The following is a 14,057-nucleotide window of genomic DNA, read 5'->3' as shown; positions in this document are numbered from 1 at the left end:
TGCGCCCCACGCCTTTTGCGGGAGATATTTATCAATAACTCCATTGTGTTGCATCCGTTTCCGGTGTCCCGGTCGGGACAGCCTCCGGCGGCCGGGGCACGGGGAGCGGGGCGCCGGGGACGGGCAGGCGCTCCAAAACACCACTGCCGTGGCGCGGAACCGGTCAAAAACCCGGCCGGGGCGCGAATCTCCTTGACCTTTCCAGGGGAACCGGCAGATAAAGGGCAACCTTTCTGAACGGGAACCAGGGGCTTATGGCGAAAGAAGACGTACTCGAATTCCAGGGCGTGGTGGTTGAACTGCTGCCCAACGCGATGTTCCGCGTCAAGCTGGACAACGATCACCAGATTCTGGCTCACACCTCGGGCAAGATGCGCAAGAACCGCATCCGCGTGCTTGCGGGTGACCGGGTCACCGTGGAAATGACGCCCTACGATCTGACCAAGGGCCGGATCACGTTCCGTTTCAAATAGCGCGCACCGCTTTTTCCGGATGCACCCTGTGCTGAACACTGCGCCTTCGGGGGCTCCGGCCACGGCCGGACCACGCCCCGGGCTTGTGCTTGCCTCGTCCTCGCCGCGCCGTCTGGATCTTCTGGCCTCCATTGGCCTGGTTCCGGATGCGGTCTGCCCGGCGGATGTGGACGAGACCCCCCTCAAAAACGAGCTGCCCCGGCCCTGTGCCCTGCGCCTTGCGGTGGACAAGGCCCGTGCTGTGGCCCGCCTGCACCCCGGAGCCTTTGTGCTGGCGGGGGATACGGTTGTGGCCCGCGGTCGGCGCCATCTTCCCAAGGCTCTCGACGAGAAAACGGCCCGGGAGTGCCTTGCGCTTCTGTCCGGTACCCGTCACCGGGTGTACACCGCCGTGGCCCTGATCACGCCCGAGCAGAAGCTGGTCAGCCGCGTTGTCCTGTCGCAGGTGGCGTTCAAGCGCCTGTCGCACCGGGATATCGCGCACTATATTGCCAGCGGGGAGTGGGAGGGCAAGGCCGGAGGCTATGCCATCCAGGGACGGGCGGCGGCGTTTGTGTCGTTCCTGTCCGGGTCCTGGTCGGCGGTGGTCGGCCTGCCCCTTTACGAGACTGCCGCGTTGCTGGAGGGCAATGGCTATGACACGGTCCGAAGCCGGCCCGGGCCCGCGCACCATCCTGATTTCCGTCTCCCCGGGTGAGACGCGCTACGCCCTCCTTGAGGACGACACCATCCTTGATGTGGCGTTCGAGCGGGCGGGGCGCCTTGCGTCGGGCGACCGGGTTGCAGGGCGCCTGGGGAAGGCGCTGGGCGGCTCTCTGGCGCGCTTTGTCGATACGGGTTCGGGGCCTGCCGGCTTTTTCGAGGTTCCCCGGGCCCAGGCCCGCGCCTATTCCGAGGGTCAGCGCCTTCTTTTCCAGGTGATTCGCGAGGGCTATGGCTCCAAGGGGCCCAAGCTGGCCCTGTGCCGGGAGCCGGGGCCCGACACCCTGCGGGCCTTCGAGGCCGGGACGGATCTTGGCCGCCTGCCCGGAGAAAACAGCATCCTGTCCGCCTGGCTGCGGGACTCGGCCGGATCCCCCCCGGAGGTGATCTGTGATTCCGGTGTGTATCTGGCCGGCTGGACGCGGGAGCCCGGGAAGGCCCGGTTTGCCTCGGTGGCCCATCACACGGGGACCACGTCCCTGTTCGAGGTGTTCGGGGTGGAGGAGGCCATCGGCCAGGCCCTGGAGGAGCGGGTCTCCCTTCCCTCGGGCGGCGGGCTGATCTTTGCCGAGACCGAGGCCCTGAACGCGGTCGACGTGGACACGGGTGCAGGGCCCCGGGACCGGGGCGCCCTTGTGGCCGCGCTGGAGACCATCTTTCATCAGATCCGGCTGCGGGCCCTGGGCGGGCAGATTGTCATCGACCTGCCCCGAAGCCGTGCCCATCCCCTTCCGGCGGACCTGCCGGCGGTGGTGAAGACTCTGGCCGCCCGGGATCCGGCCGGGATGCGGTTCCTCGGGATCACCCGGGGCGGCCTTCTGGAGCTGGTGCGGCCCCGCACCCGGGCCCCGCTTTCGGATCTGATGTGCCGGCGCTCCACCCGCCAGCGGGAAAGCTCGGAGGCGGCCCTGCTGCGGTGCCTTCGGGACCTGGCCCGGGGCGTTCCGGGGGCGGGCGTGGTTCTGGATGTGGATGATGAGGCCTTCCGCCTGCTTGAGACCGTTTACGGTCCGGCGTTCCGGGAGGCGGTCTCGCGCAGCGGAATGACGGTGCGCGTGGAGCGCGGCTTGCCCGAGGGCGCATCCCTTCGGGCGGCGGGCGCGGTTTGAACGGGGGAGAGACACCAATGACACAGAACGATTCCGAGGCCACCCCGGTGCGGGTCACGCTTGCGAAATGTCCGATTTGCGGGGAGCCGGTGGAGCCCCGTTACCGACCGTTCTGCTCGCGCCGGTGTGCGGACGTGGATCTCGGGCGGTGGATGACCGGAACCTACCGGGTCGAGACCGAGGAAACCGGCGACCCGGATGAAAAAGAATGAGGGCTCGCGAAAAAGGGCTTGCCGCCGCCGGTTCGATCGACTATTAATCCGCCCATCGGAGCGGGGCGCTGCCCAACACTCCGGTCGCGATGCTCAGGTAGCTCAGTCGGTAGAGCACGAGACTGAAAATCTTGGTGTCGGCGGTTCGATTCCGTCCCTGAGCACCATTTTCCAAAAAACCGGATGGCCACGCCTCCGGTTTTTTTGTGTCCGCAATCCGGGGCCTTATAGGGGTGCGGGGGTAGCGGGAACGGGAGAGGGACGGGCGCCGGTCGGGTCAGTCGCCGAAGACGATGTCCTCGTACAGATCCCGCAGGCGCTCGCGCAGGTGCCGGACCGCCCGGTGCTTCCGGGCCAGAAGGGTGTTGATGTTCTCGCCCGTGTCGTGGGCAATGTCCCGGTAGGACAGGCCCTCCAGCTCGGTCTTCAGGTAGATGTCGCGCTGGTCGTCGGGCAGGTCCTGGAGCGCGGCCTCGATTTCCTGCTGGATGATCAGGCGCAGGTGCTCGTCCTCCGGGGTGACCGGATCCGCCAGCAAAGCATCGCACAGGGCGTCGTACTCGGGGGAGTCCCCGTCATCGTCGAACAGGGCGCTGAACAGGATTTCCCGCTTCTTCCGGGCCTGGTCCGTAATGGCGTTGCGCGCCGAGCGGAACAGCCAGGCCGTGACGTTCTCCACCGGATCCAGGGCCGTGCTGACCCGCAGGAACTGGCAGATCACGGTCTGGAAGATGTCCTCTGCGTCCTCGCGGATCCGGACCCGGCTGCCGATAAAGGCCCGCAGGCGGCTCTGGACCGCGCCCAAAGTCGCCTCAAGCCCTTTTTTGCCGGTGTCGCCGGGGTTCGTCATTCCGCGCTGTCCGCGGTCGCTCCCGGCAGGGGTCCGCCGCGCCCGTGACCATGGCCCGGGCCGGGGCCGTCCCCGTGCCCCTCACCGTGTCCATCTCCGTCACAGCCGCACCGCTGGCGGCGGCGGCGCTGGAACTCCCGGCGCTCGCCCGGGCTCATGGCGCCCCAGCGTTCCTGGAGCCGGTCTCCGGCCCGGGATACGGGGCGCGCGGCCGAGAGCCCGCCCGAGAGCCCGCCAAACAGCAGGCGGCACAGCACCAGAAGCCCGGCAGCCTGGAGGTAGTCCAGGCGGGGCACTCCGGCAATGCCCGGCATCAGCGCGTTCCAAAGGAGCATCACCGCCAGGGCCGTCAGGGCCAGGATGCCCGCCCACACAAGGATGCGCTGGTAGAGGCCCGGGCTCAGCAGCCAGGATTTGGCCGGTTCGGCCTCGGGGGGGCGGGGGCCGTCGCCGGCGCGTCGTCCACGTCCGGCTCCCGGGTATCCGGGACCGTGGGGGGCTTGGGGGCCGGGATCAAAAGGCTGTTCGGCCATCAGAGGTCTCCCTTCATGTCCAGGCGGTTGCGCTGGGCCTCGCAGCGGGGCCAGACTTCGGGCGGGCAGGGCTCGACCCGGCCCTTGTGACAGACGCCGGCGGTCTCCCCCGGGCCCGGCACCAGAACGCACGAGCCCTTCCAGCGGTCTTCCCTCGGCGCGAGGGCGTCCATGGGGATGCGGCGCACCGGACTTGCGGCAGCGCGGCCCTTTCCCCGTCCGCGACCCGGGCCGCGGCCCCGCCCGGGGCGGGACACAGGGGCCTCATCGACCGGTCCGTTTGACAGTGTTACACTCATTTTCGTCTCCATGTGAGAGGTGATCCTGTAAGGGAAGACGTTTCAGCGATCGAAATATTGTCGCGCGGGCGAAATTTTTTCGGTATCCCGGTCCGGGAAAGCGTCGGGCACGGCCCGGACGCCCCTGTGCCCGGCGAGCCCCGGGCGGTACTTCTGCAAGTTCGGGACACGTGATGGATACGGGCCGTCTGAAAACCCGCCTGTTTGTGCAGGCGCTGATCCGCCGCTGCGAGGCGGAGCAGAAGAGCGCCTTCCTTCTGAAGCGCGGCGACGCGGATTCCGGGACGGTCTGCCTCAAGCTCAATGGCCTGGGGCGGGGGTTCATGGTGCTGACCCCGGTGCGCGATGCCACCGGCGCGGCCGCCTGGATGCGGGTCACGGGCCCGGATCCGGTGGAGGAGCCCGCCGCTGACGCCTGCCTCGAGTCCCAGAAGCGCATGGACCGGGATCTCTGGATCCTGGAGATCGAGACCCCTGACCTGTCCGCGCCCCTGGAGGATCCGATCCTCTGAGCCTGGCGAGCGGGCGGCGCGCTGCCCGGCCCCTGTGCCCGGCTTCCTGTCAAGCCCCGTTCCGGGCGGCACCGAAGGCCGCCGGCCTGCCCCTGTCCCGGCGAGCGCGCGGGCGCTTTCCGCCCCCGCTGCCCCGTGGTATGAGGGCGGCTCGGGCCCTGGGTCCGGGCGGCACCGAAGGGCACCGGTCCGCCCCCGCCTTCGGGCGATCCGGCAGACAGCCCCCCACAGCAGGAGACCACCGAGATGAGCCAGCCGGCCGTTTTTCTTGTCATCGAGGGCAACACCAAAGCGGCCTCGCGCCTGATGCAGCGCTACGGCTCCGAGCCGTTTGCCGAGCAGTACGCCCGGGTTCTGGGGGAGCTTTGGCCCGGATCACGCTGTGAGATCGTCCGCCCGGCGGACGGGGACAGCGCGCTGCCTCCCGGTGTGCAGCTTGCCGACCTGGACGGCGCGGTCCTGACGGGCTCGTTTCTGGGGATCACCACCGGAGGCCCCGGGATCGAAAGCCAGATCGGGCTGGCCCGCTCCCTGCTGGAGGCCGGGGTTCCCTTTCTGGGCAGCTGCTGGGGGCTCCAGCTTGTGACGGCGGCGACGGGGGGCACGGTGCGCCGGGCCGTGAAGGGCCGCGAGCTGGGTGTGGCGCGCAATCTGGTGCGCACCGCAGCCGGGCAGGGCCATCCGTTTCTTGAGGGGCGCCCCGAGAGCTGGGACGCACTCGCCGTCCACCAGGACGAGGTGGAGCGGCTTCCCGAGGGGGGCACGGTGCTGGCGTTCAACGCCCACTCGGCGGTCCAGGCGGCCGAGATCCGCTATGGCCGTGGCGTGTTCTGGGGCATCCAGGTGCACCCGGAGTTTGACCTCGACGAAATGGCCGCCACCTTCGAGCGGGCGGCCCCGGACCTGATCCGGGAGGGCTTCTTTGAAAGCGAACAAGATCTGCACACCCTGGCCGCCCGCTACCGCAGCCTTGCCCGAAACCCGGACAACCGGGCGCTGGCCTGGGCCCTGGGCCTGAGCCCCGAGATCCTGGATGCGCAGCGCCGCCGCCTGGAGATCCGCAACTGGCTGGACCGGCTCGTGCGTCCCGCCCGGGCCGCCCGGGGGCGGTGATGACATCGGTCCCCCCGGTGTTCGAGGCCTCCCTGTGGCACCCGGTGCGCACGCTGCCGGACCTTCAGGAGGCCCTGGGGCAGGGGCACACCCGCCTGGTGGTGCCCTCCGACGTGGTGGGCTCCATGGGGCCGGCCTGGCTTGCGGCCCTTGTGCGGCAGTGCCCGCTCCCCGAGCCGGTGTGCGCGGTTAATGACTGTGCGGATGCTTTCGGGTATGCTCTGGCGTCCCTGAATGCGGGATTCGGCGTGGTTGTGTCCGATCCCGATCCGGCCCTGCGGCGCACCCTTTCCCTGTGGGAGATCGGGGCGGCGCGTGGCCTTCCTGTCTTCTGTCGCCCCGGGGCCTCCGGCCTGCCGTGCTCCCCGGACCACCCCTGAATGAGAACCTGTCCATGGCCCGAACGCGCCTTTACCTGATTTCCCCCTCGCAGATTGATGACCCCGATGCCTTTGCCGCGCGCCTGGACTCCGTGTTCCGGGCCGGGGATGTGGCCAGTTTCCAGTTGCGCCTGAAGGGGGTCGAGGATGCGGCCATCCTCCGGGCCGTCGAGGCCGTGCGCCCCGTGTGTCACGCGGCCGATGTGGCGCTGGTGCTGAACGACCGGGCGGACCTGGCGGCCCGCAGCGGCTGTGACGGGGTGCACCTGGGCCAGGAGGACGGCTCGTGCCGGGAGGCCCGCCGCCTTCTGGGGGACGATGCGATTATCGGCGTGACCTGCCACGACTCGCGCCACCTGGGCATGGAGGCCGCCGAGGCCGGTGCCGACTACGTGGCCTTCGGGGCCTTCTACCCCACCGGAACCAAGGAGGTGAGGCACGTCGCCGGGCTCGACGTCCTGCGGTGGTGGGGCAGCATGATGGTCGTCCCCTGTGTGGCGATCGGGGGTATTACTCCGGACAACGCGGCCCCGCTTGTGGAGGCCGGAGCGGACTTCCTGGCGGTTTCGGCCGGGGTCTGGGAGCATCCCGAGGGCCCCGAGGCCGCCGTGCGGGCCTTCGACGCCCTGTTTGACCGTCTGGAAGCCGCCGCAGAAGCCCTGTCCCCGGAAGAGTAGCACCGGATGTCGGCCCCGAACCCATCGGCTGTCCTTGCCCTGGCGCTGGCCCTGCTGCTGCCAGCCTCCCCGTGGGGGAGCAGCGGGGCCCTGGCCCGGACGGACGGGGTGGCCCCGACTGGGACGCAGTCCCCCGGGACAGCCACCGGGGCGGAGCCCCGCGAAACAGCCACCGGGGCGGAGCCCCGCGAGACGGGTGTCGTGGCGGAGCCCCGCGAGACAACTGCCGGGGCGGAGTTCCGCGAGGCCGAGTCCGGAACCGCGCCCCCCGCCTTGTCCTCCGGAGCAAACGCCATTCCGCCTTTGTCGCCGGATTTTCAGGACACCCGGGCCCGGGACTGGCTCGCCCGGGGGTATGATCTGGCCCGCCGTGCCCACGCGTCCAGCGGTCCGGACCGGGCCCGGCTCTGGCGCGAGGCGACGGCCGCCTACGGGAAAGTGCTCGACCTGGATCCGGGGGCGGACGTGGGGGTCCATGCCTCCCTTGCCTCGCTTTTGCATGTGCAGGGCACCGAGGCCCAAAGCAGCCTCGAGGCCCGGCAGTTCCATTCCCGGGCCGCCGGGGTTCTGCGCACCGTGGTGCAGAAGGAGCCGCACAACGCCTGGGGCTGGCGCACGCTGGGAGGCATCCTGAGCACGCTGGCCCTGGATGCGGGGGAGGGGGGCGAGGCCCACACCCTTGTCAGGGAGGCGGAGCAGGCTCTTGAGAAGGCCACGGCCCTGGATCCCGGAAGCAGCACCGGCTGGAGCAATCTGGGCGCGCTGCGGCTGCTCCAGGCCCGGTCCGGTCCCGAATCCACGGAGCGCGACCGGCGCTTTGCCGACGCCGAGGCCGCCCTGAGCCGGGCCGTGTCCCTGGATGCGTCCAACGCGGTTGCCTGGTCCAGCCTGGGCGATCTGAATTACCGGCAGGCGGAACTGGCCCGCGGTGACGAGCGCCGTGTGTTCCTGGCCTCCTCGGCCGAGGCCTGGCGCAAGGCGCTGGCGGTGGACAGCGGCAACGACCTCTGGCACGAGCGCCTGGCCATGTCCCTGTGGGGCCTTGCGCGTCTGGCCTCGGGGGATGAGGCCGCGTCCCGGTGGGACGAGGCGCTGCGGGTGTACCGCACGGCGCTGGAGCACGGCTCGTCCCACACGGCCTCCCAATGGTCCGAGCTTGCGTTCCTGCACATGGAGGCGGCCGCGTACCTGGAGGACGAGCGGGTGCCCGGCCTTCTTGACGATGCGGCCGGATTTTTTCGCAAGGCCACAGCCCTCGATCCGGGGTATACGAAGGCTTGGATGGGGCTGGGCCTCCTGCTGCGTGACCGGGCCGAGGCCGCCAGCGGCGCCCGCCGGGTTGCGCTTCTGGACGGGGCGGAGAACGCCCTGCGGGCCGCCCGGGATCTGGACCCGAAGGACTGGCGGGTCTGGGCGGCACTTGGCGGGGTTTACGGCGCCCAGGCGGAAACGCTGGAGGGCGAGGCACGGCAACAGAAAGAGAGCCAGGCAGCACAGGTGCTCCTCAGGGCTCGGTCTTTGCAGTAGGGGCTTGGAAAATGCGCTCATTCTTTGTGGCCGCCACGACGGCATCGTGTCTGTTGCTCTGGGCCCCGGATCCGGTGGCGGCGCAGACCGTGGACCCGGAGGCGCTCCCTCCGCGGGCCGTGGGGGCCGATACGGATCCGGCGGCGGCCCGGGATCGGGGTCGGGATGGGGGCCGGGATGGGGCGCCGGAGGCGCCGGCCCGTGAGGCCCCGGGTTCCGTGCCCGCGCCTGTATCCGGCCCGGTTCCCGTGCCTGCGCCTGCACCTGTGTCCGGTCCGGCTCCCGCATCCGCGCCTGCGGTCGGGACCGTTCAGGGCCGCGCGGACAGTCCCCTCAGCCGGGCGACCCGCGATCTCCTGACCCGGGCCCAGGCCATTCAGAAGCGCTGCTGCGAGGGGCCCCGCAAGGACTGGGCGCGCCAGCGCCGGGAGGCGGAGGCCGCCTTCTCCCGCGCCATTTCCCTCAATCCCCGCCTGGACGAGGCCTGGGTCGGCTGGATTTCCGAGGTCTACCCCCGCCTGTTCAGCACCCCCGATGACGCTGCCTTCGATACGGGCTGGATCCTGGTGGAGCGTCGGCTGAAGGCTGCCCTCAGGGTCATGCCCAAGCGCGCCGAGCTGTGGCGCCTTCTGGGGGACACCCTCGCGGCCCGGGGCTCCCGGAAAACCGGGGAGGAGCGCGAGGCCCTGTTTGCCGAGGGCGTCGACGCCTTTGGGAAAGCCGCCCGCCTGGAGCCGGACAACGCGGAAAACCAGTTCCGCCTGGCCTATCTCCACAAGCTGCGCTGGGACACCGAGCCGGCCGCCACCCGGCCCCTGGTCTGGCGCGACCTGGAGGACACCTTTGCCCGAAGCCGTCAGGTCGATCCGCAGGTGCGGGGCGAAAGCTGGGCTCTGCTGGCCCAGTTCCGCTACGAGGCCGCTGTCGCCCAGGCGGTGCGCGGGCGGATTGACCCGGACCGGCTCGAGGACGTGGAGACCGCCATCGACACCGCCATCGATACGGATTTCAGCAACGTCCGGGTCTGGATGGACGTGGGGGATCTTCTGATGCGCCGGGGCACCGACGGCCTGGGCGCGGCGGAGGACACCGGGGCGGCGGCCCTGCGCGAGCGCGCCATGAAAGCCTACGCCAACGTCCTGAAGATCGAGCCCGCCAGCGCCGAGGGCTGGAGGCGCATGGTCGGGGCGCTCCGGGCCCACGGGGAGACCCTCACCCGGGGCTGGACGGTGCGCACCGCTGACCTGGACCGGATCCTCGAGGACATGGAAATGGCCGCCCGGATGCTGGCCCAGCTCGAGCCGGAGAACGGGCACCCCTGGGCCGATGTGGGCTTCACCTATGACGTGCGCGCCCGCTTTGCCGACGGGGAGGCCCGCAAGACCAGCGCCCGGGAGGCGGAGGCGTACTACCGCAAGGCCGTGGGGCTTCAGCCGCTGGATGCGTCCCTGTGGTCGTCCCTGGGGGCGGCCCTGTCCCGGCGCGCCGAGCTGGAGCCCTCGGGCCCCGCGCGCGAGCGGCTCCTTCTGGAGGCGGGGAACGCCTGGGACATGTCCCGGGATCTCTTCTAGGCCGGGTGCGGGCGTAAAGGGAGGCACGCCCCGGGCCTTCGGGCTGGCCGGCTATGGGGTCAGCGCTTGTCGGGCTGGTCTGCTATGGGGCCAGCGTGTGTCGGGCGGGGCTCAGAGGGCGCCCTTGAGCGGCGGGGGGCTGACAACGGGGCCGGGCTCGGCCGGGGGCGCGGACAGGGCCTGTTCCTGCTGGGCAAGGCGCCGGTCCAGTTCCGCCTGGAGTGCGGCGATCCGGGCCCTCAGGGCGTCGATCTCACGTTGGGCCGCCTGGGCCTTCGGGTCACGGGCTGCCTCGGAAGAGAGGCCACCCGCCCGGTCCTGGCTGGGAAAGGAGCGCAGAAGGGACAGGGCGCTTTCCAGAAACGAGTGGTTGCGCCGGTTGATGTCCTCGAAGGAGGACCAGGAGGTCATGCCATCCCATGCGGATTTCATGGCCGCGGACAGGCGTTCCTTGTTATGGGCAAAGGACTGCATGGTGTGCTCCAGATACTGGGGCACGACCCGGCCAACGCTCTCGTCATAGAGGCCGATGATCTGGCGCAGGAAACCCACCGAGAACAGGGACTCGCCGCGGCCTTCCTGCTCCAGGATGATCTGGGTCAGGACCGAGCGGGTCAGATCCTCGCCGCTGCGCGCGTCCGTCACGATGAACTCGGTGCCCTCGCGCACCATGCGCCCCACGTCCTCGAGGGTGACGTAGCGGCTGGTTCCCGTGTCGTACAGGCGGCGGTTCGGATATTTCTTGATGACGACCGCGTCGGAGTCCGCAGACGGAGCCCGCGAGTTTTCGAGAGAGTGTTCCATGGCTCTAAAATAGACTGGACCGGAGGTAAAGTTCAAGGTGCTCAGCCTGGATTTGTGGCGCGGTCGTCCGGCGCGGGGCCCACGCGCAGGAATGTGAGGCGGGCGCGGGAGTGGACACGCTCGTCAAGGAGGACGGTTCCCCCGGGCCAGGAGGGCGCCGGGCTGCGGGCATCGGTCTCGGCAAAGACCAGCGTTCGGGGCGTCAGCCACCCCGCCTTTTCCAGGGCCCGAAGCGCCGGGACCACAAGCTCGAGCCCATAGGGCGGATCCAGAAAGATCAGGTCGGCGGCGGAGTCGGCCCTGGGCGGGCGCAGGGCATCCCCCGCCACCAGGCGTGTGTTGGCCCCGGCGTCGCACGCGCGGATGTTCTGGCCCAGGACCGCGCGGGCGGGAGCGGCCTGCTCGATAAAGGTCACGAAGGCAGCGCCCCGGGACAGGGCTTCCAGGCCAAGGGCGCCGGACCCGGCGAACGCGTCCAGTACCCGGGCGCCGTGAAGGCTGAAGCCATCCCGCCCCTGAAAGCGGTGCTCCAGAATGTTGAAAAGGGCGCCCCGGGACCGGTCGCTGGTGGGCCGTACCGCGACTCCGTCCGGAACGGCCACGGCCTTGCCCCTCAGGCGTCCGGCCACGATCCTCATGCGGAGGGCGCCCGTTTCGCCGGGTGCCGGGTGCGGGGGCGCTCGGGGCGGGGCGGGGCGCTCTTGCCCAGCTGCTCGCGCAGGATCTTGCCCGGAACCTCCTCGACCTGACCCGGGGCCAGGTGCCCCAGCTGGAACGGTCCGTAGGCCACCCGGATCAGGCGGCTGACGGGAAGCCCCAGGTGCTCCATGACCCGGCGGATCTCGCGGTTCTTGCCCTCGCGAAGGGAGACCGAGAGCCAGGCGTTCGAGGCCTGCTGGCGCTCCAGGACTGCGCGGATGGGGCCGAAGCGCTCGCCCTCGATGGTGATGCCGTCCTCGAGGGCGGCAAGGCGCACCGGGTCCGGCGTGCCGAACACCCGCACCCGGTAGCGGCGGAGCCAGCCCTGGGACGGGCGCTCCAGGTCGTGGGCAAGGGCGCCGTCGTTGGTCAGAAGCAGAAGGCCCTCGCTGTCCAGGTCCAGACGCCCCACCTTCACCACCCGGGGCATGTCCGCGGGGAGGCGCTCGAACAGGGTCGGGCGGCCCTCCGGATCCTTGTTGCTGGTCAGGACGCCGGCGGGCTTGTGGTAGCGCCACAGCCGGGTGGGGGCCTTGTCCGGCAGGGGCTTGCCGTTGACCAGGATCTGGTCCTTCGGTCCCACCAGCGTCGCCGGGGTCGAGAGGGGTTTTCCGTTGAGGACAACGCGGCCCTCGGAAATCAGGGTCTCGGCCTCGCGACGGGAACAGACCCCCGCCCGGGCGATGACCTTGGCTATGCGTTCTTTTTCCGGTGTGCTCATGAGCGTGCCGCCTCGACAAAGGCGCGGAAGAGGGCGTCGTCCGCGGGAGAGATGCTGTACTCGGGGTGCCACTGGACCCCGATGCAAAAACGGCGGGACGGGTCTTCGATCCCCTCGATCACCCCGTCCGGAGCGACGGCGTTCACGACCAGCGTCCAGGGCACCGCCTCGACGGCCTGGTGGTGGGCGCTGTTGACCGGGATCGTGTCCTGTCCCGCGATCCGGGCCAGAAGGCTCCCCGGTGTCAGGGCGACCGTGTGGCCCGCCTCGGTGCGGGGGTTGGGCTGCTCGTGGGCAAGGGCGTCCGGCACCGAGTCGGGGATATGCTGGATCAGGGTGCCCCCAAGGGCCACCGCCAGAAGCTGCTCGCCACCGCAGATGCCCAGAACCGGCATGTCCCGCTCCAGAGCACCCCGGGTGATGGCCAGCTCGAAGGCCGTGCGTCGCGCCTTGAGGGTCACGGTCTCGTGACGGCTGGAGGCACCAAACAGGGCCGGGTCCACGTCAAAGGCGCCGCCCGTGATCATCAGGCCGTCGATCCGGTCCAGAAGATCGGGCACGGTCTCGGGCTCGTGGGGCAGGATCACCGGCACGCCTCCGGCCCGGACGATCACGCCCGCGTAGTTGTGTCGCAGCGCGTACCAGGGAAGGGCGGAGTAGCCCCCTCCGTTTTCCTCGCTGTCGGCGGTGATGCCGATCAAAGGCTTCTTCATGAACGTCGGTCCTTGCAGTCTGTGGGAACGGCCCGTGCGCACACTGCCCCGGGACGGGGCTGCACGCAAGAACCGTCTGGGTTTGCGGTGCAGAAACTGGCGGCCGGGGCCTTGGGGTGGCGCTCCTGTCCGGTCCGGTCCGGCGGCCTTGCGGGCGGACGCACTGCGGGGCAGGGAGCGGGAGCGGCCTCGGGTGGCGGTGGGGCGGCGGCGGTTCTGCGGCGCCCTACCACTGCACCGGGGGAAGGCCCCGGTCCGCAAGAAACGCGTTCGCCTGCGAGAGGTGCCCGCAGCCCAGGAAGCCCCGGCTGGCGGACAGGGGGGAGGGGTGGGCGGCCTCCAGCACCAGGATGCCGTCGGCGTTCCCGATCAGGGGGCGCTTTGAGCGGGCGTGATTGCCCCACAGCAGGAACACCACCGGGCGACCCGAGCGGGCGACGGTCTCCACCACCGCATCCGTGAAGCGCTCCCAGCCCCGTTTCGCGTGGGAGCCGGGGGAGCTTTCCTCCACGGTCAGGGAGGTGTTCAGCAGCAGCACGCCCTGTGCGGCCCAGTGCTCCAGGTTTCCGCTTTTGGGAGGGGGCAGGCCCAGATCCCGCTCGCGCTCCTTGAAGATGTTGCGCAAGGACGGCGGAACGCGCACCCCGTCAGGCACGGAAAAGGCCAGCCCGTGCGCCTGTCCGGCGCCGTGGTAGGGGTCCTGGCCCAGAATGACGACCCGCACCGCGTCCGGAGGGGTCGCTTCCAGGGCATGGAACACCCGGTCCGGGGGCGGGAAAATCTGTTTCCCCTGGCGGCGCTCCGCGTCCACGAAGGCGACAAGGTCGCGAAACCAGGGCGCCTGCAAAACCGGATCCAGACAGCGGATCCAGTCCGGGTTTTGAAGGGGAGGGGGAGGGGTCATGGGGCGCAGATCCTTGCCTTGGTCCGAAGCGGGCGGGCCCGGTCCGGACACGGGGGTGTGTGCTCTTATACCCCGCAAGCCTCCCTGGCGAGAAGGGTCGTGCGCCGTAAAGGTTATGGAAACCCGGTCCCGGGTATCCTTTCCTGCTCAAAGGGCTTCAAAAGCCCCTGCGCTTCGATTAAACAAAACAGTATTCAGTGTGTTTCTGCCGCCCTCCTCCCGGTTCCCGAAAAAGCCGCGAAAGCCCTTTATGACACG

18 protein-coding genes and 1 tRNA gene are annotated in these 14,057 nt (G+C 70.0%); 11 read left to right on the top strand and 8 right to left on the bottom strand.

Going from position 1 to position 14,057, the window contains the following annotated elements; genetic code table 11:
* Window positions 1-254: 254 nt before the first annotated feature.
* The 5 genes from infA (at window position 255) to IHV25_RS09665 (ending at window position 2,663) form a co-directional block, all read left to right on the top strand.
* Window positions 255-473, top strand: a complete 219-nt coding sequence (gene infA, locus IHV25_RS09685) for a translation initiation factor IF-1 (protein WP_192534921.1) — start codon at window positions 255-257, stop codon at window positions 471-473.
* A 28-nt stretch (window positions 474-501) separates the two neighbouring features.
* Window positions 502-1,170 carry a Maf family protein gene (locus IHV25_RS09680; RefSeq protein ID WP_338048624.1) on the top strand — a complete coding sequence of 223 codons (669 nt, stop codon included), beginning with the start codon at window positions 502-504 and terminating at the stop codon, window positions 1,168-1,170.
* The gene (locus IHV25_RS09675) at window positions 1,109-2,284 is read left to right on the top strand and encodes a ribonuclease E/G (RefSeq protein ID WP_192534919.1); all 1,176 of its coding nucleotides are present in this window, start codon (window positions 1,109-1,111) and stop codon (window positions 2,282-2,284) included. Before IHV25_RS09680 ends, IHV25_RS09675 begins: the two co-directional genes overlap by 62 nt.
* Window positions 2,285-2,301: 17 nt before the next feature.
* Window positions 2,302-2,496 carry a DNA gyrase inhibitor YacG gene (locus tag IHV25_RS09670; protein WP_192534918.1) on the top strand — a complete coding sequence of 65 codons (195 nt, stop codon included), beginning with the start codon at window positions 2,302-2,304 and terminating at the stop codon, window positions 2,494-2,496.
* 91 nt (window positions 2,497-2,587) lie between these two features.
* Window positions 2,588-2,663, top strand: a tRNA-Phe gene (locus IHV25_RS09665).
* A 110-nt stretch (window positions 2,664-2,773) separates the two neighbouring features.
* On the opposite strand, the gene IHV25_RS09660 is transcribed toward IHV25_RS09665, so the two are convergent.
* Genes IHV25_RS09660 through IHV25_RS09650 form a run of 3 tightly spaced genes read right to left on the bottom strand, consistent with a single transcriptional unit; the run spans window position 2,774 to window position 4,178 of the window.
* Window positions 2,774-3,346 (bottom strand): RNA polymerase sigma factor, encoded by a 573-nt coding sequence (locus tag IHV25_RS09660; RefSeq protein WP_192534917.1) that lies wholly within the window; start codon window positions 3,344-3,346, stop codon window positions 2,774-2,776.
* Window positions 3,343-3,879: a hypothetical protein gene (locus IHV25_RS09655; protein ID WP_192534916.1), complete on the bottom strand. Its 537-nt coding sequence runs from the start codon at window positions 3,877-3,879 to the stop codon at window positions 3,343-3,345. The genes IHV25_RS09660 and IHV25_RS09655 overlap by 4 nt, the downstream gene beginning before the upstream one ends.
* Window positions 3,879-4,178: a hypothetical protein gene (locus IHV25_RS09650; RefSeq protein WP_192534915.1), complete on the bottom strand. Its 300-nt coding sequence runs from the start codon at window positions 4,176-4,178 to the stop codon at window positions 3,879-3,881. The genes IHV25_RS09655 and IHV25_RS09650 overlap by 1 nt, the downstream gene beginning before the upstream one ends.
* Window positions 4,179-4,351: 173 nt before the next feature.
* Between IHV25_RS09650 and IHV25_RS09645 the strand changes: the two genes are divergently transcribed.
* From IHV25_RS09645 to IHV25_RS09620, 6 genes are all read left to right on the top strand, one after another.
* The gene (locus IHV25_RS09645) at window positions 4,352-4,690 is read left to right on the top strand and encodes a DUF1491 family protein (RefSeq protein ID WP_192534914.1); all 339 of its coding nucleotides are present in this window, start codon (window positions 4,352-4,354) and stop codon (window positions 4,688-4,690) included.
* 246 nt (window positions 4,691-4,936) lie between these two features.
* Window positions 4,937-5,803 (top strand): type 1 glutamine amidotransferase, encoded by an 867-nt coding sequence (locus tag IHV25_RS09640; RefSeq protein WP_192534913.1) that lies wholly within the window; start codon window positions 4,937-4,939, stop codon window positions 5,801-5,803.
* The gene (locus IHV25_RS09635; protein WP_192534912.1) at window positions 5,803-6,183 is read left to right on the top strand and encodes a hypothetical protein; all 381 of its coding nucleotides are present in this window, start codon (window positions 5,803-5,805) and stop codon (window positions 6,181-6,183) included. The genes IHV25_RS09640 and IHV25_RS09635 overlap by 1 nt, the downstream gene beginning before the upstream one ends.
* A 14-nt stretch (window positions 6,184-6,197) precedes the next feature.
* Entirely contained in the window at window positions 6,198-6,860 is a 663-nt protein-coding gene (gene thiE, locus IHV25_RS09630; RefSeq protein ID WP_192534911.1) for a thiamine phosphate synthase, read from the top strand.
* A 201-nt stretch (window positions 6,861-7,061) separates the two neighbouring features.
* Window positions 7,062-8,387, top strand: a complete 1,326-nt coding sequence (locus tag IHV25_RS09625; protein ID WP_192534910.1) for a tetratricopeptide repeat protein — start codon at window positions 7,062-7,064, stop codon at window positions 8,385-8,387.
* An 11-nt stretch (window positions 8,388-8,398) separates the two neighbouring features.
* A complete protein-coding gene (locus tag IHV25_RS09620; protein ID WP_192534909.1) occupies window positions 8,399-9,958 on the top strand; it encodes a hypothetical protein in 1,560 nt (519 codons plus the stop codon).
* A gap of 111 nt (window positions 9,959-10,069) precedes the next feature.
* Here IHV25_RS09620 and phaR read toward each other — a convergent pair whose 3' ends face one another.
* From phaR to IHV25_RS09595, 5 genes are all read right to left on the bottom strand, one after another.
* Window positions 10,070-10,798 carry a polyhydroxyalkanoate synthesis repressor PhaR gene (gene phaR / locus IHV25_RS09615; RefSeq protein ID WP_242018911.1) on the bottom strand — a complete coding sequence of 243 codons (729 nt, stop codon included), beginning with the start codon at window positions 10,796-10,798 and terminating at the stop codon, window positions 10,070-10,072.
* A 5-nt stretch (window positions 10,799-10,803) separates the two neighbouring features.
* Entirely contained in the window at window positions 10,804-11,400 is a 597-nt protein-coding gene (gene rsmD, locus IHV25_RS09610) for a 16S rRNA (guanine(966)-N(2))-methyltransferase RsmD (RefSeq protein ID WP_192534908.1), read from the bottom strand.
* Window positions 11,397-12,182 (bottom strand): pseudouridine synthase, encoded by a 786-nt coding sequence (locus tag IHV25_RS09605; protein WP_192534907.1) that lies wholly within the window; start codon window positions 12,180-12,182, stop codon window positions 11,397-11,399. Before IHV25_RS09605 ends, rsmD begins: the two co-directional genes overlap by 4 nt.
* Complete coding sequence (locus tag IHV25_RS09600; protein ID WP_192534906.1) at window positions 12,179-12,895, bottom strand: gamma-glutamyl-gamma-aminobutyrate hydrolase family protein; 717 nt, start codon at window positions 12,893-12,895, stop codon at window positions 12,179-12,181. The genes IHV25_RS09605 and IHV25_RS09600 overlap by 4 nt, the downstream gene beginning before the upstream one ends.
* Window positions 12,896-13,121: 226 nt before the next feature.
* Complete coding sequence (locus tag IHV25_RS09595) at window positions 13,122-13,799, bottom strand: uracil-DNA glycosylase (RefSeq protein WP_192534905.1); 678 nt, start codon at window positions 13,797-13,799, stop codon at window positions 13,122-13,124.
* Window positions 13,800-14,057 lie beyond the last annotated feature (258 nt).

The sequence above is a fragment of the Phaeovibrio sulfidiphilus genome (assembly GCF_014861485.1).
In the GTDB taxonomy this organism is placed as follows: domain Bacteria; phylum Pseudomonadota; class Alphaproteobacteria; order Rhodospirillales; family Rhodospirillaceae; genus Phaeovibrio; species Phaeovibrio sulfidiphilus.
This window is presented reverse-complemented; position numbering and strand designations above follow the sequence as displayed.